Source organism: Candidatus Babeliales bacterium (assembly GCA_036260945.1).
Lineage (GTDB): Bacteria > Babelota > Babeliae > Babelales > JACPOV01 > JACPOV01.
In genome coordinates this window covers 972,817-995,367 of sequence record DATALT010000002.1, presented here as the reverse complement: position 1 = coordinate 995,367, position 22,551 = coordinate 972,817, and the positions used below count along the sequence as shown (strand labels likewise).

Sequence of the window (22,551 nt, the reverse complement as noted above, 5' to 3'; positions counted from 1 at the left end):
TGACTACTTCTTTTGAATAGTAATTTGTCCTTTTTTGACACCCACTTCAATATTCTTTGCATCAGGGTGTTCGAGCATAAAATGCGAAAGTGGAACCGTAACGTACTGCGAAATAGCACGCTTAAGCGGGCGCGCGCCAAATTCTTTAACATAGCCACGCTGTGCAACCTCTTTTATTACTGCATCGTCGATAGTTATAGCAGTATTTTTTTCTGCTAAACGTTTCTCTATCTCTTTCATCTGGAGCGCAGCAATTTTTTCTACATCAGCTTCATTAAGCATTTTAAAGAAAACAATTGCATCGATGCGATTAAGAAATTCAGGGCGGAACGATTTATGCAATAACTGTTCGATTTGATGTTTTACTTTATCATTCAATTCTTTAGCTTCCAGAATTAAATCTGCACCAATATTTGAGGTCATAATAATAATACAATTTTTAAACGAGACCGTGCGTCCTTGACTATCGGTTAAGTGGCCTTCATCCAGAATTTGTAAAAATACATTAAAAACATCTGGGTGCGCTTTTTCAATTTCATCAAAGAGCACAACGCTATAGGGATGTTGGCGAACTTGTTCCGTTAATTGCCCACCTTCTTCATAACCAACATAACCAGGAGGCGCCCCGATCAAACGAGCAACCGCATGTTTTTCCATGTATTCGGACATGTCGATTCTAATAAGTCGGTTAGTATTGTTAAAGAGAAAATCTGCGAGCGTTTTTGCTACTTCGGTTTTACCAACACCGGTTGGCCCTAAAAATAAAAATGAGCCGATCGGTTTGCGTGGATCCGCAAGCCCAGCGCGATGCACCTGAATCGCATGCGCAACAGTCGTTATCGCTTCGTCTTGCCCGATGACACGCTTTTTAAGCACCTGCTCCATCTTAAGTAGTTTTTGCGTTTCGGTCGTTTCTAATTTTTCAACAGGTATTCCAGTCCATCGAGAAAGAACTGCGGCGATATCCCGCTCGTCGACCTCTTCTTTGATCAAATGCGTTTTAGCTTTTTTCGATTTCTCTTGTTCTTTTGCAAGCTCTTGCTCGAGTTTTGCAATTTTTCCGTATTTTATTTCGGATGCTTTTGCATAATCGCCTTCACGCTCAGCTTGCTGGAACGCATAATTTGCTTGTTCAATTTTTTCTTTTATTTTTCCGATAGCTTCTAATGGCTTTCGCTCAGCTTCCCACTGCCCTTTAAGGACCTGATATTTTTCTTTTGTATCGGCTAATTCTTTTTCCAAGAGCTCAAGTCTTTTAATAGCATGATCCTCTTTTTCCTTTTGTAAAGCCACTTTTTCAATCTCAAGCTGGCGAATTTTTCTATCAAGCTGATCGATTTCTGGTGGATAAGAATCAATCGACATCCTGACCATGGATGCAGCTTCATCAACTAAATCGATTGCTTTATCTGGTAAGAAGCGATCCGGAATATTTTTTGCTGAAAGTATAACCGCGTCGAGAAGCGCCTGGTCTTTAATATGAATCCCATGATGCATTTCATAGCGCTCTTTTAAACCGCGTAAAATTGAAACGGCATCTTCAATTGAAGGTTCTTCAATGAGAACTTTTTGAAATCTACGCTCGAGTGCAGCATCTTTTTCAATATATTTTTTATATTCTTTAATGGTAGTGGCACCAATACAATGCAACAGGCCGCGCGCTAAAGCAGGTTTAAGTAAATTTGATGCATCCATACCGCCGCCGGTTGCTCCAGCGCCAACAAGCATGTGCAGTTCATCTATAAAAAGAATGATTTGGTCACTTTCCTCTTCAATTTGCTTGAGGATCCCTTTAAGACGCTCTTCAAATTCTCCTTGATACTTTGCACCAGCGATAAGTAATCCAAGGTCCAACGCATAAATTTGTTTTCCGCGCAATCCTTCAGGAACATCATTATTTACAATTCGTTGAGCAATACCTTCAACAATCGCGGTCTTACCCACTCCCGGTTCACCAATAAGGACCGGATTATTTTTTGTGCGCCGGGATAAAATTTGAATAACGCGACGAATTTCCTCATGACGACCAATTACTGGATCAAGCTTTCCTTCGCGCGCCATTTTAGTAATGTTCTGGCAATACTTTTCAAGAAGCTGATACTGTTTTTCCGCATTTTTTTCTTGAACCGTTTTTCCTTTTCGCAATGCCTTAATGTGCGCGAGAATTCGGTCTTTAGTAAAACCAGTTTGTTTAAAAAACTGTTGAACTTGAACGGGCAATTGCTCGGTAGTCGACCAACAAATAAGAAAATGCTCAATGCTTACGTACGCATCTGCAAGCAAATGTGCCTCTTTTTGTAACTCTTTATAGAACGTGTCAAATACGTAATCGGTCGCTAATTTTCCGCCTTCAACACGGGTAATTTTCGTTAATTCTCGTGTTACAAGCAAACTCAATTGATCGATTGGTACATTGAGTGCTGAAAAAATAGATGCGCAAAATCCATCGGCAACTCCCGCAGCGAGTGTATGTAGAGGAAGTAATGTAGGATTATGCTCAGATTGCGCAAGCGTGATACTTTTTTGCAACAACTCACTTGCTGCATTAGTGAACAGTTCTTGATTCATATCTTAACCTTCCAATCGCTTTGAGCGCTTTTGACGATGATACGTGATCGCAAAATGATGGGCGTAATCACGTAACGCGATAAGTAATCTTCCAACCTCAGTTTGCTTATCTAACAAGATACCATCAGAAAATTCTTTACTAAAGAGTCTTTCTTCCCGCTTTGCCAAACTCACGATTTTTGCAGCATGCTCAGGAAAAAGAGAAGCAACAGCACTCAATTGCCCTTTTCCCCCATCGATTAATATGAGATCAGGCATTTCCTCAGGATTTCGATAGCGGCGACCGACAATTTCTTGCAACGCCGCATAATCATTTTGCTGCTCAATTGTTTTAAGTGCGAAGCGGCGAAAACTATTTTTATCAGGCACGCCATTCACGAATCTGATGCAGGAACCCACGATCGATTTACTTTGAAAATGGGAGATATCAAAACAGTCGATGGAAGCTGGCGCCGTATCGAGCTTCAACATTTCTTGAAGTTGTTTTCCAAGCGCTAAATTTCCAATTTTTAATGGACGCTCGGGCGCCGTTGCATGCGCAACTTCTTGTGCATATTTTCTTTCAGAGAATTTAACTTTGAGATTTGCAAAAATCGTATCCAGATTCTGCAAATAGTAGTTAAGTTGACGCGCTTTTTCAAATTGTAGCGAAAGCACACATTTTGCAATTTGTCCGCGCAATTCTGCAAGGGATTCTTTATAGTTGCCCCGCAATAAACTTGTCGCAAGATTTATTCTAAAAAGATAGCCCTCTTTATCAAAATCATCTTTGCAAGCACCGGCACAAATACCGATATGGTATCTCAAACAACCGTCAGGAATTTTGCGATTGCAAATGTCCAAGCGAAATGTTCTTATTAAATAGTCGTACCCAGCACGAACCGCTCCTTTGTTTTGTATAAACGGGCCAAAATAGACCCCTTTTCTTTTCTTTGCGCGTGTCAGTTCTAATCGAGGTAATTCATCGGCCGTTACCGTAAGATAAAGAAACGGCTGCCCATTTTTGAGCAATACGTTAAATTTAGGTTGATGTTCTTTGATCAGTTGCGCTTCAAGTAAAAGTGCTTCAGCTTCCGTATGGGTCACGATATGTTCAATCGTTGAATGCTCATCGATCAACGATTTTATCTTCCAGTCTTCATGCTGTTTTTGAAAATAGGATGCAACCCGTTTTCTTAGTAATTTGGCCTTACCAACATATATAATGGCGTTTTGACTATCTTTAAAAAGATAAACGCCCGGCAATAACGGTAATGAAAGATATGACTTTTCCATGAGCTTTTTGGCACCTTTTTTTTACTTCAATCCATAGGAAATCATACCAAATTAAACTCAATTTGTAAAATTGTATAAAATTTGGATACCAAAAATCATGTTAAACGCGAAATGGGTCATCCCAGCTTATGGCCCCCAAATTCGTGGCGCAAAAGCGCAACTAGTTTAGTTGCATAATCGCCGCCGGATTCCCGTGAATCTGCTCTAATTTTAAGCGCATCTTCAATGAGCTTTACCGGAACATGATGGCGATGTGCCTCTTCAACCGTCCATTTTCCGGTTCCGCTTTCAAAAATTTTGCCTGATATTTCTGCAAACTTTTGATCACGCTCTAGAATGCGGTGCGCGAGATCTAAAATCCACGAACGAATAATCGATCCATGATTCCAAATATCGGTGATTTGCGCCAAATCTAATTCTTTATAATGAGAATTTGCATGAAGCAAGTGTAGGCCTTCTGCATACCCTTGGAGCAATGCATATTCAATCCCATTGTGCACCATTTTTACATAATGCCCTGATCCCGAAGGACCAACATGGCCATACCCTTTGGGCGCCGCAATAGCTTTAAATAATGGTTCGGCTTGTTTAAAACCTTCTTTATTTCCGCCTACCATTAAAGAAAATCCGTTTTCTCTGCCGTGCAATCCGCCAGATGTGCCGCAATCAAGATAATGAACCCCTTGGAAATTAAGCTTTTCAGCTCGCTTTATCGAATCGGTAAATTTACTATTACCGCCATCAATAACAATTGCTTTATGCCGTAAGTGCGGATAAATTTCGTCGATCACTTCATCAACCGCATCACCAGCGGGAACCATCAGCCAAAAAATTTGCGTATGAGAGCCAACATCACCCGCAGTTCGAACACCCTCGCCTCCCATTTTTTCAAATTCTTTTACCGCAGCAGCATTTTCATCAAAACCGACAACATGAAATTTTGCATTGAGCAACCGCTCAGCGATTGCCAATCCCATGCGTCCTAATCCAATTAACCCCACATGCGGCTTGCCAGCCGCAGATTGTGGGGACCCCGAATTATTACCCATAGATCGATCTGCGGCCTGAAGGCCTTGATGATCTGAATTGAAATCTTTCATACGCGCCACCTCATTTTATTTTTTTTGGCAAAATCTTTTAATTCATCTGGCCCAGATGAAAGCTGTTTATATTTATAAAGCGGCAATTTCATATTTTTTATCGAATCGATCACCGCCCATGCATATTCGATCTCATCAAACCGAACTGAAACCGATTGTTCACCGGCCATAATTTGCTCTAATAATATTTCATAACTTTCTGGCGTGGATGTTCGGAAAACATAATCATGGTTAAACGTTAATTGAACGGGAGCCACGCCATAAAGTGTTCCTGGCAGTTTCGTATTGAGCTGCAGTGAAAAAGTTGCATTAGGCTCAATTTGAATCGTTAAATAATCGGATTCATACACGCAACTTTCTTTGAGCGTGCAATCAACATTTTTAAACTTTATATGAATCGACGTATCTTTTCGATCAAGCCTTTTTCCCGCTTTAATATAAAACGGAACGCCCTTCCATCGAGGCGTTTCTACTGACATTTTCAAGCAAGAAAAAGTGGGCGTTTGCGAATTTGGTGCAATATCCGGTTCATTATGATAATCGTCGTACTGCCCCAAAAAACCTTGATCTACCCGAACATTTTTCAATACTTCAGTTTTTTGATCTTGAATACCCTCTGCGCTTAATTTTGCCGGCAACTCCATTGCAATCAAAGAAAGAAGCTGCATCGCATGATTTTGCACTACATCACGAAGCACACCATAACTATCGTAATAACGGCCCCTGCCCTCGAGGCCAAGGGTTTCACTTAAAATAATTTCGACGTAATCAATATAATTACTATTCCAAAGTGGCTCAAAAATAATATTGGTAAACCGCACCAAAACGATGTTGCTTACTAACTCTTTTGTTAGATAATGGTCAACTCGGTAAATCTGACTTTCATCAAACCAAGTGGCTATGCAATGATTTATATCACGCGCCGATTGTTGATCAACGCCAAAAGGTTTTTCGTACACAATGCGCTGTGATGGCGTATCGCCTGAATGCCCGCGCTGAACTATCTTACTCTTTGCCAAACATTCAGTTATAGGGCAGTAGTAAAGCGATGGCGCTGCGACGTATACGATCCGATTGCCAGAAAGTGCAAACTGCTTTTCAATTGTTCCAATTTTAGATGCTAGAAGATTAAACGATTCCAGATCGTCAAAACCTATGCGCTGATAAAAAATACGCGGCTTGATTATCGGAAAGAGAGCTTTATCTACATCAGAAATTGCATTATTGAAACGCCCTTGAAACTCTTCATCTGAAATATCACTATTTGCAGCGCCAATAATCGCATAGTTTTTTACTTTTTCATCTTTTATGAGCTTTGCAAGCGCCGGCATCAGTTTTCGCTTCGCCAGATCACCAGTTGCTCCCAGAATAATAAACGTACAATCATTCATGCGCTAAGATCTTTCTCGTTTCTTGTTTATAGAGTTCAACATGTGGTTGGTCAAATGGATTAATGTTTAATAAATGCCCTATAAACATTGTTTCTATCATAGCAAACTGTAACAACTGGCCAAGATAAAAAGAAGATATTTCTGGTAACTCAAGAGAAGTAAATGGCAATCCTTCATTTTTATAAGAATCTTTGACACCGCTAATAACCGCATTCATAATTGCTGAAAAAGAAATCCCTTGAATATTTTTCACGCAAGAATCAAATTCGTTCATCTGAGGCACGTGAACATCAGCTCGCATTTTTTTTACCGTTATAAATGTCGTATTTTTATCGCGCGGTCCACCATAATAAAGCTGCCCAACCGAATGTAAATCGATCGTGCCAATTGAAACAAGTGGAGTAATGCCAACGCGTACTTCTTTTTTTTGCATATCGAATTGCTTCCCTAAGCTTTCGCCAATATATTGACGATAACAATGCCCAATGCCCTCAAGAAGAACGGAAAACAAAAAAATATCACGCATCGGTTTTCCATTTATATAATGCCAGTAATTTATTGCTGCACTGCGCGCTATATCATTTGTTTTTTCATCGATGATTTCATCTCGAATGATCGAAACTGCCCCATCGCACAGTGCATCAATAGCAATACCCATTAAACCCAGCGGAAAAAGCCCAACGGCGGAAAGTGTCGAAAATCGCCCCCCAACTTTTTTAGGTACATTTAACAGGCCAAAATTATGATGCATCGCAATGTCGTGCAATGGCGTTTGATGATCGGTGATTATGGTCACCAATTGCGAATAATTATCTGGCCGATATTTTTTCAATACCCCTAATAATAACTCAAAATTAGCTATTGTTTCTGTGGTAGTTCCCGATTTAGTTGCAACAACCAACGCTACAGTTTTATTGGCAATAAGCATGCTTTCAACTTTTTTTACCAAGCAAGCGGAGAATTCAGGATCAACGGTATCTGCGTAACACACCTCAATTTTTTGCGCTGTGCCACAATAACTTAGCATTGCCTGCCAAATTGCTTTTGTGCCCAAGTTTGAACCACCAATACCAATCACTACTATAAGTGCGGGACTATAATTGCTCACACGAACAATTTCTTTTTTAATCATTTCCCGCATATCCTGATCAAATGGTGCATAAAGCGATGCATACTCTGTTTTATAATGGTCTTGGATCCCATTTTTCATTCGCTTTTTTTCACTTGAAAGCTTTTCCGTAACTATTTTAATTTCTTGATCAGGAACCAACGAGTTATCTGAAAAAAAAATGCGCTTCATATACTTTTTTCCTTTTTTAAAAACTAAAAGACATTTATTCTATACTGCAACTTCATCAGAGACGCAAACTTAGTTATCAATGAGGCTTACAAGTGAAAAAAACAATTCAAAATTTTTTTTCAATACTGTTATTTTTTTTCCACTCAACTAATAAAACGATGGAAAGCAATTATGAAAAAACGATTGAAAAAAATGCACCGCAAATACTTTCTCAAATAAACAAAATCGAAACCCTAAGAAATCTTGGAACATCAACAATACACACAGCAAAAGTACATAAAAAAAGTAATAGTGAAAATTTTCTTAAGGGCTTTAAACGAAAAGACATTACGAGCCAACACATTAATAGATTTATTGTTCGAGAAGATGGATCAAAGCTACTGCATCTTCTTGCTGAAAATGGTCTAATGTCACATATAGAGAAACTAGAAAAAAAATACACGCTCGATTTAAAAGTAAAAAATAATAAGCACCAAACACCGTTTATGGTTGCAAGCGAAGCGAAACACACAAGAGTAGCAAAGCTTCTTTTTATTATGAATGCCCACCAACAAATAAAAACTCCCCATCCCTATGATGATTTTCTCTCTCAAGCAGAATTTTCAGAAGAAGATTTGTAGCAAACAGTGCCATATTTAGGATTTCGCAACTAGTGGCATTCTTGTATTTCTAAAAGAGCTATCTTAAACTTAATTTGATGAAGCGATATAAAAAAAAGGTCCGCATAATGAAGAGCTTTAGGATGGCTGTACTCTTTTCGCTTATCGTCCATCAATTTTCTTATTCAATCGACGATTGCTTTGAATTCCTATCTCGTTGCCAGCCTGTTGAAGAACACGAAAAAACTGCTCAGTTTTTTATGATGACCCGCCCTTTTTACCGAAACATTGCAGCGCAATGGGCGAACGGATGGCGCGATTTTGTCTACGCAAAATGTGGCAAACGGTCTACCAGCATACAAACGATTGGAATGTACCAACAATCACAACCAATGGAGAAAATTGCTGCTTACTTTTTATTCAATCGCTTGAGTTCTATCGTTGTAAAAGGGGATGCCGCTTTTCAACCAACACTGCGCGATGTGCGAGCAGAGTGGATAGGGCTTCCACCAAACTTTTCAGGAACGTACGCTATAAACCCAAAACAGCAACAGGGGGGCGTTTGGCTTGAGTACAATCAAGATTTGAAAAGATTTGTTAAACATAAATTCTTTAAACCATTTTGGTTTGGATGCGCCATTCCAATTCAGTTTATAGAAAATGATCTACAAGTAACGCAAACGAATGTGCAAAACCCGGGGCCAAATAATCAAGATCTTATTTCGGCTTTTGATCAAGGGCTTTGGCGCTATGCACGGCTTAATCCAAAATCTCAAAAAAAAGCGGGCGTTTCCGATATCACTGCAAAACTTGGATGCACTTTTTTATCCAGAGATGGAATTCATGTTGGGCTTTATTCACTGTTTTTGATACCACTTTCTGGTGGCCAAAATGCTCAATTTGTTTTTGATCCGTATCTTGGATACAATGGCCATTTTGGTTTTGGCATCGGCGCAAATTTTCAACTCCCGCTTAATAACGATACTGACTGCAAATTGCTTGCCTTATTTTTCGACATAGAAAATATTTATCTTGCTCGTCGTGGCCAACATCGTACGTTTGATCTTTTATTTAAACCATGGAGCCGTTATTTACTCTTTAATAAAACTGATGGAACTAGCAATATCCCCGGTCCTAACGTACTCACGTTTAAAACCACGGTACATCCCTATAATTTCGTCGATCTTACCGCTGGCTTTAGATGCAACAAAGGAATTTTTGACGCCGAAATCGGCTACAATCTTTGGGCACATGGAAATGAAAAAGTTGAGCTAGATGAACCATTCCCCGCAGGCATTTATGGTATCGCTGGATCGGCCCCCTTTACAACATCAAGCGAAAGTACCATTAATAATCAAGCAAGCGACGATCCATCATTCATTCCGATTGCCATAAACGATCTCAATTTTAGCACACCCCAAGCACGCGCCGCCGTTGTTAATAAAGTTCACGCTGCCGTTGGCCTGATTATCAAGCGTTGCTCATTTAGTTTTCTTGCAGGCATTGGCGGTTTTTACGAATTTCCAACCCGTAATACTGCCCTTTCAAATTGGGGAGCTTGGATGAAAGCTGGCGCTTCCTTTTAAATAATATGAAAAAGAAGTTTATGATTTTTTTATTTTTATTACTTATTTCATCCCCACTTTCAGCCTCATGGGCGGAGCAAACTTTGCAAACATTAAGTTTACGCGAAAAAATTGGGCAACTTTTTATTGTTGCTGTAGTCGCGAATGAAAGAGCACTCACCTCAACTCATTGTTATTTTGAGCCATACCGCGTCGATCGATCACATATCGATATGCTTATTTCTGATTACGCAATTGGGGGAATCATTTTTTTAGGCAATAGCACCCTTGGGCAACAAATAGTTGCGATCAACATCTATCAATCGCGAGCGCGAATACCACTTTTAATTGCCCAAGATTGCGAATGGGGATTGAATCAACGAATTCCGCAAGTGGTTCCATTTCCCAAACAAAAGATTCTTGGCGCATTGGAAAATAGTGAAAATATCTATCAAATCGGATACGAAATCGGCCGGCAATGTAAATTAGTCGGTATTCATTTAAACTTAGCACCGATTGCTGATCTTAATAGTAATCCTTTAAATCCGATTATTAATGAACGCTCTTTTGGAAAAGATAAAGAAAAGGTCGCATGTTGTTGCGTGCTTATTAATCAGGGAATGCGTGATGCAGGCGTTTTAACATGCGCAAAACATTTTCCTGGCCATGGAGACACCTCGGTCGATTCACATCTCGAGCTGCCTATAATTAATCATGATCTCATTCGTCTTAACGAATACGAACTTTATCCATTCCAAAAACTTATTGCAGAAAATATACCGTGCATTATGATCGCACATCTTGAGATACCCGCCCTTGAAAAAGACCGTATTCCTGCCACATTTTCTAAAAAAGTAATTCTGTTTTTAAAAAACGATTTGGGATTTGAAGGATTAATTATTACCGACGGACTTGGCATGAAAGCGCTCACGAACCACTACAAGCCGGGAGAAATAGAATTGCGAGCCTTACTTGCTGGTAATGATATTCTATTGTGCCCTGTTGACGTTCCTCAAGCAGTAGAACTTATCGAACGAGCTATCAAAGAAAACTTAATCACGCAGCAAGAACTCGATGAACACGTTTTGAAAATCTTAAAAGCAAAAGAAGCGGCTGGTGTTGAAAATAGAACTGTTATTGATTTAAATACCGCAATGCAATCCATAACCCTGCAGAAAATGCGTGCTTAATTGAGATCTCCCCACGTTTTGTTGTACGTTAGTATTAGAGGGGAATAGGATCATGAATATTTCAATGCAGCGCGTAAGCGCGACTATTATTACGTTACTTGCATTAAGCTTTATCGTTTTTTTTCACGAGCTCGGCCATTATCTTGCATGCCACGCATTTGGCGTACCAACGCCAACATTTTCAGTCGGATTTGGGCCAGCTTTAATACAATACAAACCAAAAGATACTACTTTCCAAATAGCCCTTATTCCATTAGGCGGGTACGTAAGCATTGCAACCCGCGAATTAAACCAAAAGCCCTATTGGCAAAAAATGATTATTACGCTTGCGGGTATCTTTAATAATATTTTGCTCACTGCCGTTTTACTTTTTTTTATTTTTTTTACTCAAGAGGCCAGCTCCCTCACTTTTGCTATGAATGCGACGCTAAAAAAAATGAAAGAACTTTTCAAAGAATTTGGCGGTATCTTTTCCCCTGCGTATAAAAGAGCGAAACTCTTAGGCCCATCAGAAATTATTACAACGACCCATCAAAAATTTAACGAAAGCGCTGCCTTCTTTTTCCTATGGCTTGCCGTTATAAGCATTCAGATTGGTCTCTTTAATCTTCTGCCGCTTCCTTTGCTTGATGGCGGCCAAGCAGTACAAATTACTGCAGAAGCCCTCATGAAGCGTGATTTAACTGCGCAAGAAATAACATTCATGCATTATGCAATGGTTTTTTTCTTCATATCGCTTATTTTATTATCACAAAAAAGAAAAAAAGCTTAAAAAGCAAGGGCCACACTTATTAGGAACTATTCAGGAATGGAAGGGGTTAATATTTATTTGATTATTTTATTATGGTCGCAAAAATAACAGAGCCAATTTAATATGAGTGAATCAACTATACCGTATATCACACGATACAAAGACATAAATAAACTGTTGCACATATTCATCACTGAAATACAAACTATCTTCGGGAAGAATTTGACTGGTATCTACTTAACCGGTTCATTATCGTATGGAGATTTTAATCCAAAAAGCAGCGATATAGATCTGATGGTGATTTTGAAAAATTCAGTTTCACACAACGAAATCGAACAGATTAATAAAGTGCATCAAAAAATAGGAAAAGCGCATAAAAAATGGGGACAGCGCATTGAGTGTTCGTATATTTCTGTTGATATGCTCAAAGATATATACCCACCAAAATTACCGCGTCCTTATTTTGGAGAAGGTATTTTCTATCCTGAGGCACCATATGGAAATGAATGGCTCATTAATAAGTATTTACTTTATAATTACGGGATTGCACTGGTAGGCCCAGAGTTTAAAACACTCACTCAACCAATTGATATTGTTGATGTAAAAAAAGCGTGTATAAACGATTTATTTCAAGAGTGGAAGCCTAGAATAACTGATCAACTTTACCTAGAAAAGAGCCACCATCAATCATATGCGATTTTAACTATGTGTCGCATTTTATATACTATTAATTGTGATGCAATCGCATCAAAAAAAACAGCAGCAGCCTGGGTAAAAATTACGTTTCCGCATTGGAGCAAAATTATACAGGCGGCTGAAAAGTGGCACGACGGATTAAAAATGAATTTGCTAGACGAAACTGCGAGGTTTATTGCGTTTGTTATCGAGAAAACTCAGGGCCACTTTGGTGCGATCATGGAATGCTCCTGATTCGTACAAAACGCTTACAACAATTAGCGATCACATCTTGAAATTCTTTAATGATCACTTGAAATAGGTATACTTAAAAAAATTCTGATTTCATCATTTTATCGATTTCGGGCCGCGAGCCTTAATTCTGATTGCTGATATTAAAATGCATGAGAATGAGATAGATTATTGATGCTTCGCTCGCTCGTCAATTTAAGGAACCCTTTTGCAAGTACTCAAAGTAAGCAACCTTACCAAAATATTTACCTCAGGCCTATGGCCTATCAAAACGCCACGGCACCATGCCGCGGTGAATAATATCTCTTTTCAGCTCAAAAAGGGTGAAATCCTGGGGTTTCTGGGACCGAATGGAGCTGGAAAGACTACCACTATTCAAATGCTTATGGGAACATTAACGCCAAGTAGCGGATCGATCACTTATTTTGGGACCAACTTTGCACAACATCGCATTGCAGCGCTCAAAAAAATCGGCTACGCAAGTGGCTATGATCGACTTCCTGCTCGATTAAAAGTAACTGAAAACCTTGATATCGTAGGGCGTATTTATAGAATTGCAGAGCCACGCCGCGAGCAACAGATTGAAAAGCTTCTGAAATTTTTTGGCATATGGGATATGCGTGATCGCCAAACCGGAACGCTTTCTGCTGGTCAAATAACGCGAGTCATGCTCGCCAAGGCATTTATTTCAGATCCAGAAATTGTGTTGCTTGATGAACCAACAGCTTCCCTTGACCCTGATATTGCTCACGAAGTACGCCAATTTATTCTGGCGCAACGCAAAGAACGAGGCGTTTCAATTTTGGTCACTTCACACAACATGGATGAAGTGACTGAGCTTTGTGATCGCGTACTGGTTTTAAAAAAGGGTACCATTATCGCAGATGATACACCTGAGGTACTTGCAGGATCAACATCCAAGGTGCGCGTCCACTTAACCATTTCTGGTGAGCTTGATCGTGCCCTTACATATCTGCGTAATGTGCAATTAACGCATACTGCGCAAGAGGCACATCTGACGATTGAACTTGATGAACATGCTATCGCACAGTTTCTCGCAAATTTGAGTGAGCGCAAAATTTTCTACTCAAATATTTCAATCGATAAGCCTACGCTCGAAGATTATTTCTTGAGCATTGCTAAGTGAAAAGGGAGCTTCATGATTTCATTTGCACCAATTTGGGCAATAGTACTTCGGCATATGCGCATGTGGAAACGAGATCTTAATTACCTGCTGTCCGGATTTTATTGGCCTCTGCTTGATGTGCTCATTTGGGGGTTTTTAGGATCATGGATTCAGCAATCACAAACGACACAGCTTCCCAATTATGAAGCCGCTGCTTTGCTTGGCATTCTTTTATGGCAAGTGGTTGGGCGAGGATGCAATATAATAGGTTTTGCCCTAAGCGAAGAACTTTGGTCGAACAATATAGTTAATATATTTTCTATGCCACTTGCAATAACTGAATGGATGATTGGCGTAGTATTATTCTATTCGATCATGATGTCTATCACTACCATCTTTTGCATGTTCGTCATATTTATGTTGTACGATGTATCAATATGGTATCTTCTCTCAACATTCATGATTTTTCTGCCGCCCCTCTTTTTTTGCGGCATCTGGCTGGGGTTCACCTGCATGCAAGTCGTCATCACCTTAGGAAAACGGGGTACCGAACTTGGATTTGTGGTTGGATGGTTTTTAATGCCTTTTAGCGGCGCATATTATCCGATAGAAGTATTGCCGCGCTGGGGCCAGATGATAAGTAGTTTTTTACCTATGAGTTATGTCTTTCAGGGAATGCGAGGATATGTAATGCATCAGAAAGATCCAACGTCTTATCTGATTAAAGGATATGCATTAGGCATTCTTTATGCGATCGGTGCAATCATATTATTTGTTTATTGCTTTAATCGTAGTAAAGAAAAAGGGCTTGCTCGGTTAGCAGATTAAATGCTGGCATTTCAGAAGGAAATATAAAGAAAACCGGTTAAGTTTAAGGATAATATGAACTTACATTGCATTAATCGTTTATTACTTTTTATTTTTTTTACAAATTGCTCTGCCATGGAAATCGAAAATAAAAACGAACTCGAAGGTTCTGTTATAATTGAATTTACTGATGGCCAAGCAAGAATTATTAAACAAAAATATCTCGATTTTTCTCCTACAATGAAGGCTTTTCAATTAGTTGATAAAGAAGCTCATAAAAAAATTACAATGCCACAATTTATAAATGCTGAAAGTTGGGATAAGGTAATTGCCCCAACATTTGAATATGCACAAGAGCCGAACGTATGCTTTAGGCATGAAAAAGTTTCTGCGATTATGAAAAAATTTAATTATATTGGTGACGATAACGATAAAGCTATTATTGCATCAGCGAATATGTTTGATTTTTTGGGATTTGATGAGCTGCTTACTTACAAAATTTTTAGTCAGATTTGCTTGAGGTATGAGTTAAAAAAAACAAATCTTTCGCATGCCAAGAGTCTCGAATCGCTCAATCCCGGTTTGGCCGAACGAATATATGCGACAAAACCTGTTCATCAAACAGAGAAGCAAAAGAGCTTAGCGCAAGGTTGTCGCTGGCATGAGATTTCTGAATTCCAATGATAGTACCAGCGCACATATTATGCCATTAGTTTTATATGCGCACCGCTTCTCACTAATTTTTTCACCCGCTCATATTCAGTTTTATAGTTGGAATCAATTTCAGAAAGTCGTCTTATTCGATTTTCAGTCAATACAAATGGATCGGTGCCGCTAAATTTTCCGCAAACAAAAAAATCGCTTTTCCCATCGCTGCACACACAATAACTTTGATTGGGGCACTCTACAAAAGAAAGCCATTTAATGAGTTCTTCATCAGAATTTTGCTTAAGCTTTTCCCAAACAATATCATCACTGGAAAATTGAATCTCATTTTTTGTAATAATTCCCAGTATACAAGCACGCTTTAATGCTTGTGCTGCGCAATAATCAATAAAGGCACTCCACGTTGAGCCCCAACGAGATTCTGATAATTTGAGCGAAATCAAACCAAATTTTTTTGCATAATCTACATCATCAAAAAACCATTCATCATTCTCAAAATGCAAATGCGAGATAATTGCACACAATTCATCTTGGGTTATCATGCGATCGATATATGCACCAGTTAGATTATATTCAATGCGATCAGCGCATAAACCTGGAAGCGGCTGGTCAAAACAACGTTGATTATTTTTTGAGCATTCACTGCATGCCTCAGCAAAACCATAGTTGTGCAAAAGAGCATCTATGCCAGATTCTTTAAGATACTGTTCATGAATTTCATCTTGGTATGATTTTTTTCCCGTTCGATAATCACTGTTATAAAAAATATCGCCAACATGTGAAAACACCGTATGCGAAACATCATGGAGCAATGCAGCAATTTGTTCCGAAAGTGGTGCACCATATTTTCGCGTTAAAAAGAAAACACCGAGCGAGTGTTGCCAGCGGGTATATTCAGGCTCATTTCGGGCGTGGCATAAAACGCCATATTGACGAATATTTTTTAACCGAACAAATGCTTGGCTTTGTATCAGCTCGATAAGAACGGGCTCTTGAATGATAGTTTCACCATAAAGTGTTTCGAGCTTAAGATAGCTTTCTTGCTCTTCAAGACGAATTAACGCAAATAAGTTGGCCATCCATAGAGACAGTATGAATACCCAAGATAGGAATTTCATGATTATCCAAACTTCGATTAATAACTTTAATCTACCTTAATCTTCTCAGAGGTGCTGATCAATAGTTCGTAATAGTTTACAATTTTTTTACTTATAGCATTTGCAACAGATTCATCGTAAACATGTGTTGTTTGATTTCGCATATCGATCATATCAAGAAAATTTTCAGTTTCCTCTCGATTCAAGATTCCTTGCTGATAGCAATCTTGAAAAACTTTTCTTGGCGACGCCACATCAATAGAATATTTTTCTTTTAACAAGAATTTAAAAAATTTCCATGTCAGGTCGTAGCAAATTTCAAAACGTTTTATAAGCGCATCTCGATGCGTAACAAATTCATTTTCTTCACCTTCTGATAAATGGTTTTTTGCGTCTTTTGAAAGCTCTATAAATGTTTGTACCATATACTCTAATCGGCCATATGCTTGTAATAGTTGCTTATGCCGTCTAATTAACTCTTCCATATTATTCCCTCCTGCAAAATAGTTTCTTTTAATGCTTCTGGGATAGAACGCATATCAACTACGTCAATTTTTTCAGCAATATTGAGTGCATCAAGAACATTTTTTGCTTTCGCAATTTCAAGAAAAGAAAGTTGGCGCCCCGCATCAAGTGCTAAGTCAATATCGGAGCTTGGCCGATGAGTCCCTTTCGCCCTTGAACCAAAAAGATATATCTTTACCTGAGGAAACAGTGCTTCAAGCAATCTAATCATCACATCTTTTTGTTTAATTACATCATTATTCATATTTCACCTAAATTATAAAAGGGACCCTGTTAATAAGAGTCCCTTTTATATTATTCAACAATTCAATTTAATTATTCCCACTCCAATGAGCCGGCAGACTGATATTCAGTCACGCGCGTTTCAAAGAAGTTTTTCTCTTTGCTCAAATCTGTTGAGAGAGACATCCAAGGGAACGGATTTTCTTTAAAATACACGCGCATTAATCCAATGCGCTCAAGGCGGCGATCAGCGATATGCTCAACGTAATCTGCAAATTGCTGCGCATTAATGCCAAGAAGTCCTTCTGGGCATGCATCAAATGCATATTTTTTTTCAAGAATTACCGCTTTTTTAATCAAGCCAATAATTTCTTCTTCAAAAGCAACGGTCCAGATTTCAGGATTTTCAGCTTTAATGGTATTAATTAAATCGCAGCCGAATGCTAAATGAATACTTTCATCGCGCATAATATATTCAAACTGCTCGCCAATACCAACCATTTTGCCCTGACGCTTAAGCGCAAGCATCATTGCAAATCCGGCATAGAAGAAAATCCCTTCCATGATCACATAGAAACCGATTAAATCTCGCACGAAGCGGCGAATATTTTCTGTTCCTTCGGTTACAAAACCAGGATCAAAAATCGACTTTGTCAGTTCAATAACAAACGCATCCTTTTCTGCAATAGAAGGAATGGTGTTATACATATTATAAATCTCATCAGGATCCAGTCCCAACGTATCGCAACAATAAATAAACGTGTCGGTATGAATTGCTTCTTCATACGCCTGACGCAATAAGTATTGGCGACACTCAGGATTTGTTACATGCTTATAAACGGTGAGTACCAAATTGTTCGCGGTCAACGATTCTGCCGTAGAGAAAAATCCGAGGTTCCACAAAATCAAACGGCGTTCCCGTTCATTCAATGCGGTCGGAGATTTCCATTGTTCGACATCCAGTTGCATCGCAATTTCTTCTGGAACCCAATTATTCGCGATACCATTTTTATAATGTTCACGCGCCCATTGGTAGGTCATTGGTAAAATTTTATTCGGATCTGTTTGTGAATCGTTAATGATTCTTTTTTTTGCCATTGTGTCTCCTAGCTACTGACAAGATTCGCATTCAGCATTATCAAACGGATTGCAAGACGCACCAGTTTTTGGCGCTTCCTGCGCAATTTCTTTGGCTTTATTTGCATTTGCTTCTGCAACATCATCATTATATTCACGTTTTTGCGTGAATCCATATTCAGTTCCGAGCGTTGATTTTTCTATCTGCGTCGCGCCAAGCGTGCGAAGATAGTAAGTTGTCTTAAGCCCATATTGCCACGCAGTCATATAAATATCGTTTAATTTCTTTCCGGAAACACCTTTCATAAATACGTTGTGCGATTGGCTTTGATCGATCCATTTTCCACGTGCTGCAGTGATCTTAAGCAACCAAATAGGATCGAGTTCAAACGCACCGCGATATTTTTCTTTCAAATGCTCAGGAATAGATGGCACGCGAGTAATATCACCATCATAATATTTTAACTGCTCAAGCATTTGGCGATTCCATAAGCCAATTTTTTTCAAATCGTTCACAAGATAGCGATTTACTACTGTAAATTCGCCAGCAATGTTCGATTTTACGTACATATTTTTATAAAGAGGCTCAATGCTTGGATAGCAACCTGCAATATTTGCAATGGTAGCGGTCGGCGCTATCGCCATCACGTTTGAATTACGCATCCCATGTTTCTTTACATTCTCGCGCACTAAACTCCAATCAAGAGCTGCACTGCGCGAAACTTCTATACGCATGCCACGTTCTTGCTCGAGAAGATCTATGCTATCAATTGGGAAAATTCCGCGATCCCACTTTGATCCTTTGTAGGTTTGGTAAGCACCACGTTCATGCGCCAATTCAGACGATGAAAGAATCGCATAATAAGAAATCAATTCTTGAGAATAATCGGCAAACCAAATCGCCTTTTCAGATGCAAACGGAATATCGAGTTTGATAAGCGCATCTTGGAAACCCATCACTCCAAGACCTATCGGACGATGTCGTAAGTTTGAGTTACGCGCTTCGGCAGTTGGGTAGAAATTAAGATCAAGAACGTTATCAAGCATGCGAACTGCAGTGCGTATCGATTTAGCAAGCATCTCAACATCAAGTTGCCCGTTGATAATATGCTCAGAGAGATTTATAGATCCAAGATTGCAAACAGCCGTTTCTTCGGCAGAAGTATTAAGCGTGATTTCAGTGCAGAGATTAGAACTATGCACAACACCAACATGATCCTGAGGCGAACGAATATTGCATGGATCTTTAAATGTGATCCATGGATGGCCAGTTTCAAATAATCTGCTGAGCATTTTGCGCCATAATTTTTGAGCAGAAACGACCTTAAACAATTTTATTTGACCCGCGCGCGCTTTTTCTTCATATTCTTCATAGCGCTTTTCAAACGCTTTACCGTACAGATCATGCAGATCTGGAACCTCGTCTGGTGAGAAAAGCATCCAATCTGCATCGAGCATAACGCGCTTCATGAACAAATCTGGAATCCAATTTGCTGTATTCATATCATGCGTGCGACGTCGCTCATCACCAGTATTTCTCCGCAAATCGATGAAATCTTCCACATCGATATGCCATGTTTCTAAATATGAACATGTGCCGCCACGACGAATACCGCTTCTGGTAATTGCAATAACGACATCGTTCACAATTTTTAAGTAAGGAATAACCCCTTGGCTTGTCGCATGAATACTTTTAATAAATGAGCCAGTCCCACGAATATTCGTCCAATCATTTCCAATCCCGCCAGCCCATTTTGAAAGCTGAGCATTATCACCGATCACTTTAAAAATGTGCCCAAGGTCATCATTTACTGTAGAAAGATAGCAGGAACTCAATTGTGCAATTTTATACCCTGAATGGAAAAGTGTGGGTGTAGAAGAAACATAGCGCAATGATGAAAATGTTTCATAAAACTCGAGCGCTTTTTCTTCTTTATTCGGTTCATTAAGCGCAAGCCCCATTGCTACACGCATCCAGAACGTTTGCGGTAACTCATAACGCTTTTTATCGATCTTATAAAAATAACGTTCATAAAGAGTTGAGAGCCCCAAATAGACAAAAAGATGATCTCGCTCAATATGCAATCCATTTGCCAAGCGCTCTAAATCGAATTCCAGCAATTTTTGATGGAGAACGTCGCCCTTCACTCCTTGATAAATGCTTTTTATAAATGCATTCCTATATTCATGTTCAAGAGTGGCAGGATTAACGCTCTGTCCAAGCACTTCACGATATAATTTTTGCAATAATAAACGTGTCGCAACTTTATCGTAAGCAGGATCTTGTTCGATAAATGCAACGGCAGATAAAATAAGCGCAGACTCAACCTCTTCTGTTTTTACTTTATCATAAACGTTACGCACAACCTCAGCTATGAGCATATCGATCGATACGTTATCCATGCAATCGTATGCAGCACGAACAAAACATGATCGAATTTTTTCAAGATCAAGCTGCTCTAAGCTTCCATTGCGCTTAGTAACACTCAACTCATTATAAGTTGCCCCCATAGCAACCGTCACTGCCCTGTTATTAATGGTTTCCATATAAGTCCTCTCGATCCGATCGGTCGTAATTTTTTTCAACTCACAACTCGTGACTACTCATTCTTTTTCCGCTCCTTCCCCTTTTTTTGGTAAAAAAATATCCATCCGCGCTTTTTTTAAAAGCATTCCTTTTTCACTCAACAAATCATGTACAAAAAAAATACGGCAACTAGAAAAAGTCACCTGTAGCAATATTACAACTTGAGTATGCAGATCAGTAATTTCATAAACTTACTTTAACATGATGACAACCCATACGCAAACGAAATAAACTATTTTTTTTCAGAAAATATATTCTAAAATTTTTTTTAAAAAATTTTGTTTTATTTTTCAGTTTGAGCAATTTTTTAAGTGCAATTACAACAATGCTTGACCAATTTTTTTTAACTTCTTTATGATGAAGATCATCACCCTTGCATTATTATTTTTAATTAAAGGAGTTTTTATGAATATGTACTTCAAGCGCATGGCAGCACTTGTCGGTATCTTGGCATTAACCGGCACTGTTGATGCAGTAAGCGTACGTGGAGCAACAACAGTAAAAAATAAAAAGCATTACGAAGAACTGACCAAAGGAAAACCGCACGTCATTGTATTTTCAGCAGATTGGTGTGGCGCATGCAAAGCAAATTACGAGATTATTGAACAAGTTATAGCTCAATATCCAGATGTAGTTTTTGTTGTCGTCGATGCGGATAACCAAGAAACCGTTTATCTTAAAAAAGAGCATGGACTAAAAGCTCTGCCAAGCTTTGCCTTCGTAGACGCAAATGGCAAAAGCGCTGATATGCTGCATCGTGGCATGATCACAAAAGAAAAGCTTGAGCGACACGTCAGCAAGCTGAGCGGAAAAAAAGCAGCTCAATCGCCAGCACCTGTTGCAGCTAAAACTGAAAAAGTTGCTACAATGCCAATGGCTGCAAGCGAAAAGAAAATGATGAGAAAAGAAGCAATGGCTCACGAACCGTCTGCTGCTGTTGAACGACGCGCGGTAAAAAAAGTAACTACGCGAGCTAATGGTAAAAAAATGACCACTAAAGTTACTGCTAAGCGAACAGTTATTTGCCCAGCTGATACAAAATAATTAAAACAAAAGCGCCTGGCAAAAACCAGGCGCTTTATCAATTAATTCTGATTTCTTGGAATTCGCAAATGAGCAAGGTTTGCAATATGTTGAATATGAACTCGCTTTCCTGAAGCATCCAACATATCCATATACTTTAATTTTTCTAAAACCTCATCGTTAGTAATAATATGAGCCCCATCTTCTTCACATAACCAAACCTGATTAAGCGCTAATTTGCTTACACTATCCATTGTGCTTTCGTCTGAAAGCTGCTTTATAACTTTAAAGGTTTCTTCAGGTGGAAAAAATCGTACAGCCATTGCGAAAGACATAGATGAATATAAAAGACACGCGAATGCAAAATATTTCATAGATTATTCCTTAAAAAGTATCATTCCTAAACTAATTTTTTTGCTCGACTTCAGCTTCCTCTATTACTCTTTGTATAATGGAGCACACATTCGGCCGCATATTTCTATTTTCATCAACACAATTAAGTTTCTTTAATTTCTTCAGAGCTTTTTCTGGAATTGGTAGCTGTTTTTCGCAAAAACCCAATAAGGCCGTGTATGCATCAAAAGATTCTTGGCTTGCAGCTGAATTATTACCGCTTGCGCGCAACTCGTCTAATTCTTTCGACAATAATCTGAAATTAGCTTCGATTTGTGCGTCATCCGCTTGCAAAACGGAAATAGACAACAATATACCCACTACTATTTTCTTCATGCATTCTCCTCTATAATGAACAATAA

21 protein-coding genes are annotated in these 22,551 nt (G+C 39.0%); 9 read left to right on the top strand and 12 right to left on the bottom strand.

The features are described 5' to 3' along the window. Positions 1 to 3 precede the first annotated feature (3 nt). The 5 genes from VHO47_05570 to VHO47_05550 form a co-directional block, all read right to left on the bottom strand. Positions 4 to 2,568, bottom strand: coding sequence for an AAA family ATPase (locus VHO47_05570; GenBank protein ID HEX2978563.1), 2,565 nt, complete (start codon positions 2,566 to 2,568; stop codon positions 4 to 6). Between the two features lie 3 nt (positions 2,569 to 2,571). After that, entirely contained in the window at positions 2,572 to 3,843 is a 1,272-nt protein-coding gene (locus tag VHO47_05565; GenBank protein HEX2978562.1) for a GIY-YIG nuclease family protein, read from the bottom strand. A gap of 116 nt (positions 3,844 to 3,959) precedes the next feature. Continuing rightward, positions 3,960 to 4,943 carry a decarboxylating 6-phosphogluconate dehydrogenase gene (gnd, locus tag VHO47_05560; protein HEX2978561.1) on the bottom strand — a complete coding sequence of 328 codons (984 nt, stop codon included), beginning with the start codon at positions 4,941 to 4,943 and terminating at the stop codon, positions 3,960 to 3,962. Continuing rightward, complete coding sequence (gene zwf, locus VHO47_05555) at positions 4,940 to 6,334, bottom strand: glucose-6-phosphate dehydrogenase (protein HEX2978560.1); 1,395 nt, start codon at positions 6,332 to 6,334, stop codon at positions 4,940 to 4,942. Before zwf ends, gnd begins: the two co-directional genes overlap by 4 nt. Beyond that, positions 6,327 to 7,634: a hypothetical protein gene (locus VHO47_05550; GenBank protein HEX2978559.1), complete on the bottom strand. Its 1,308-nt coding sequence runs from the start codon at positions 7,632 to 7,634 to the stop codon at positions 6,327 to 6,329. The genes zwf and VHO47_05550 overlap by 8 nt, the downstream gene beginning before the upstream one ends. Positions 7,635 to 7,726: 92 nt before the next feature. Here VHO47_05550 and VHO47_05545 point away from each other — a divergent pair, with 92 nt between their 5' ends. The 8 genes from VHO47_05545 (at position 7,727) to VHO47_05510 (ending at position 15,283) form a co-directional block, all read left to right on the top strand. Beyond that, positions 7,727 to 8,254 (top strand): hypothetical protein, encoded by a 528-nt coding sequence (locus VHO47_05545; protein HEX2978558.1) that lies wholly within the window; start codon positions 7,727 to 7,729, stop codon positions 8,252 to 8,254. A 122-nt stretch (positions 8,255 to 8,376) separates the two neighbouring features. Next, positions 8,377 to 9,819, top strand: coding sequence for a hypothetical protein (locus VHO47_05540; protein HEX2978557.1), 1,443 nt, complete (start codon positions 8,377 to 8,379; stop codon positions 9,817 to 9,819). A gap of 20 nt (positions 9,820 to 9,839) precedes the next feature. Continuing rightward, a complete protein-coding gene (locus tag VHO47_05535; GenBank protein HEX2978556.1) occupies positions 9,840 to 10,988 on the top strand; it encodes a glycoside hydrolase family 3 protein in 1,149 nt (382 codons plus the stop codon). 52 nt (positions 10,989 to 11,040) lie between these two features. Beyond that, the gene (locus VHO47_05530; GenBank protein HEX2978555.1) at positions 11,041 to 11,760 is read left to right on the top strand and encodes a site-2 protease family protein; all 720 of its coding nucleotides are present in this window, start codon (positions 11,041 to 11,043) and stop codon (positions 11,758 to 11,760) included. Positions 11,761 to 11,862: 102 nt separating this feature from the next. Next, entirely contained in the window at positions 11,863 to 12,669 is an 807-nt protein-coding gene (locus tag VHO47_05525) for an aminoglycoside adenylyltransferase domain-containing protein (GenBank protein ID HEX2978554.1), read from the top strand. Between the two features lie 205 nt (positions 12,670 to 12,874). Beyond that, complete coding sequence (locus VHO47_05520; GenBank protein ID HEX2978553.1) at positions 12,875 to 13,813, top strand: ABC transporter ATP-binding protein; 939 nt, start codon at positions 12,875 to 12,877, stop codon at positions 13,811 to 13,813. A gap of 12 nt (positions 13,814 to 13,825) precedes the next feature. Then, the gene (locus VHO47_05515; GenBank protein HEX2978552.1) at positions 13,826 to 14,620 is read left to right on the top strand and encodes an ABC transporter permease; all 795 of its coding nucleotides are present in this window, start codon (positions 13,826 to 13,828) and stop codon (positions 14,618 to 14,620) included. Between the two features lie 54 nt (positions 14,621 to 14,674). After that, positions 14,675 to 15,283, top strand: coding sequence for a hypothetical protein (locus VHO47_05510; protein ID HEX2978551.1), 609 nt, complete (start codon positions 14,675 to 14,677; stop codon positions 15,281 to 15,283). A gap of 17 nt (positions 15,284 to 15,300) precedes the next feature. Here VHO47_05510 and VHO47_05505 read toward each other — a convergent pair whose 3' ends face one another. The 5 genes from VHO47_05505 to VHO47_05485 all read right to left on the bottom strand — a co-directional run bounded on the left by VHO47_05505 (position 15,301) and on the right by VHO47_05485 (position 20,733). Then, positions 15,301 to 16,383 (bottom strand): HD domain-containing protein, encoded by a 1,083-nt coding sequence (locus VHO47_05505; GenBank protein HEX2978550.1) that lies wholly within the window; start codon positions 16,381 to 16,383, stop codon positions 15,301 to 15,303. A 26-nt stretch (positions 16,384 to 16,409) separates the two neighbouring features. Continuing rightward, entirely contained in the window at positions 16,410 to 16,847 is a 438-nt protein-coding gene (locus VHO47_05500) for an HI0074 family nucleotidyltransferase substrate-binding subunit (GenBank protein HEX2978549.1), read from the bottom strand. Further along, on the bottom strand, positions 16,835 to 17,131 hold the full coding sequence (locus VHO47_05495; protein ID HEX2978548.1) for a nucleotidyltransferase domain-containing protein: 297 nt from the start codon (positions 17,129 to 17,131) through the stop codon (positions 16,835 to 16,837). Before VHO47_05495 ends, VHO47_05500 begins: the two co-directional genes overlap by 13 nt. 71 nt (positions 17,132 to 17,202) lie before the next feature. Further along, positions 17,203 to 18,207, bottom strand: coding sequence for a ribonucleotide-diphosphate reductase subunit beta (locus tag VHO47_05490; protein ID HEX2978547.1), 1,005 nt, complete (start codon positions 18,205 to 18,207; stop codon positions 17,203 to 17,205). Between the two features lie 12 nt (positions 18,208 to 18,219). After that, entirely contained in the window at positions 18,220 to 20,733 is a 2,514-nt protein-coding gene (locus tag VHO47_05485) for a ribonucleoside-diphosphate reductase subunit alpha (GenBank protein ID HEX2978546.1), read from the bottom strand. A gap of 445 nt (positions 20,734 to 21,178) precedes the next feature. Between VHO47_05485 and VHO47_05480 the strand changes: the two genes are divergently transcribed. Further along, a complete protein-coding gene (locus VHO47_05480) occupies positions 21,179 to 21,817 on the top strand; it encodes a thioredoxin family protein (GenBank protein ID HEX2978545.1) in 639 nt (212 codons plus the stop codon). A 41-nt stretch (positions 21,818 to 21,858) separates the two neighbouring features. Here the strand turns inward: VHO47_05480 and VHO47_05475 are convergent, their stop codons facing one another. After that, entirely contained in the window at positions 21,859 to 22,170 is a 312-nt protein-coding gene (locus tag VHO47_05475) for a hypothetical protein (GenBank protein ID HEX2978544.1), read from the bottom strand. A gap of 31 nt (positions 22,171 to 22,201) precedes the next feature. Continuing rightward, complete coding sequence (locus VHO47_05470; protein HEX2978543.1) at positions 22,202 to 22,525, bottom strand: hypothetical protein; 324 nt, start codon at positions 22,523 to 22,525, stop codon at positions 22,202 to 22,204. Positions 22,526 to 22,551: the final 26 nt, after the last annotated feature.

What these genes read in the sequence shown, in the direction of transcription:
- VHO47_05570 (HEX2978563.1), bottom strand. Translation starts at nt 2,568, where the DNA reads ATGAATCAAGAACTGTTCACTAATGCAGCAAGTGAGTTGTTGCAAAAA.
- VHO47_05565 (HEX2978562.1), bottom strand. Translation starts at nt 3,843, where the DNA reads ATGGAAAAGTCATATCTTTCATTACCGTTATTGCCGGGCGTTTATCTT.
- gnd (HEX2978561.1), bottom strand. Translation starts at nt 4,943, where the DNA reads ATGAAAGATTTCAATTCAGATCATCAAGGCCTTCAGGCCGCAGATCGA.
- zwf (HEX2978560.1), bottom strand. Translation starts at nt 6,334, where the DNA reads ATGAATGATTGTACGTTTATTATTCTGGGAGCAACTGGTGATCTGGCG.
- VHO47_05550 (HEX2978559.1), bottom strand. Translation starts at nt 7,634, where the DNA reads ATGAAGCGCATTTTTTTTTCAGATAACTCGTTGGTTCCTGATCAAGAA.
- VHO47_05540 (HEX2978557.1), top strand. Translation starts at nt 8,377, where the DNA reads ATGGCTGTACTCTTTTCGCTTATCGTCCATCAATTTTCTTATTCAATC.
- VHO47_05535 (HEX2978556.1), top strand. Translation starts at nt 9,840, where the DNA reads ATGATTTTTTTATTTTTATTACTTATTTCATCCCCACTTTCAGCCTCA.
- VHO47_05530 (HEX2978555.1), top strand. Translation starts at nt 11,041, where the DNA reads ATGAATATTTCAATGCAGCGCGTAAGCGCGACTATTATTACGTTACTT.
- VHO47_05525 (HEX2978554.1), top strand. Translation starts at nt 11,863, where the DNA reads ATGAGTGAATCAACTATACCGTATATCACACGATACAAAGACATAAAT.
- VHO47_05515 (HEX2978552.1), top strand. Translation starts at nt 13,826, where the DNA reads ATGATTTCATTTGCACCAATTTGGGCAATAGTACTTCGGCATATGCGC.
- VHO47_05510 (HEX2978551.1), top strand. Translation starts at nt 14,675, where the DNA reads ATGAACTTACATTGCATTAATCGTTTATTACTTTTTATTTTTTTTACA.
- VHO47_05505 (HEX2978550.1), bottom strand. Translation starts at nt 16,383, where the DNA reads ATGAAATTCCTATCTTGGGTATTCATACTGTCTCTATGGATGGCCAAC.
- VHO47_05500 (HEX2978549.1), bottom strand. Translation starts at nt 16,847, where the DNA reads ATGGAAGAGTTAATTAGACGGCATAAGCAACTATTACAAGCATATGGC.
- VHO47_05495 (HEX2978548.1), bottom strand. Translation starts at nt 17,131, where the DNA reads ATGAATAATGATGTAATTAAACAAAAAGATGTGATGATTAGATTGCTT.
- VHO47_05490 (HEX2978547.1), bottom strand. Translation starts at nt 18,207, where the DNA reads ATGGCAAAAAAAAGAATCATTAACGATTCACAAACAGATCCGAATAAA.
- VHO47_05485 (HEX2978546.1), bottom strand. Translation starts at nt 20,733, where the DNA reads ATGGAAACCATTAATAACAGGGCAGTGACGGTTGCTATGGGGGCAACT.
- VHO47_05480 (HEX2978545.1), top strand. Translation starts at nt 21,179, where the DNA reads ATGAATATGTACTTCAAGCGCATGGCAGCACTTGTCGGTATCTTGGCA.
- VHO47_05475 (HEX2978544.1), bottom strand. Translation starts at nt 22,170, where the DNA reads ATGAAATATTTTGCATTCGCGTGTCTTTTATATTCATCTATGTCTTTC.
- VHO47_05470 (HEX2978543.1), bottom strand. Translation starts at nt 22,525, where the DNA reads ATGAAGAAAATAGTAGTGGGTATATTGTTGTCTATTTCCGTTTTGCAA.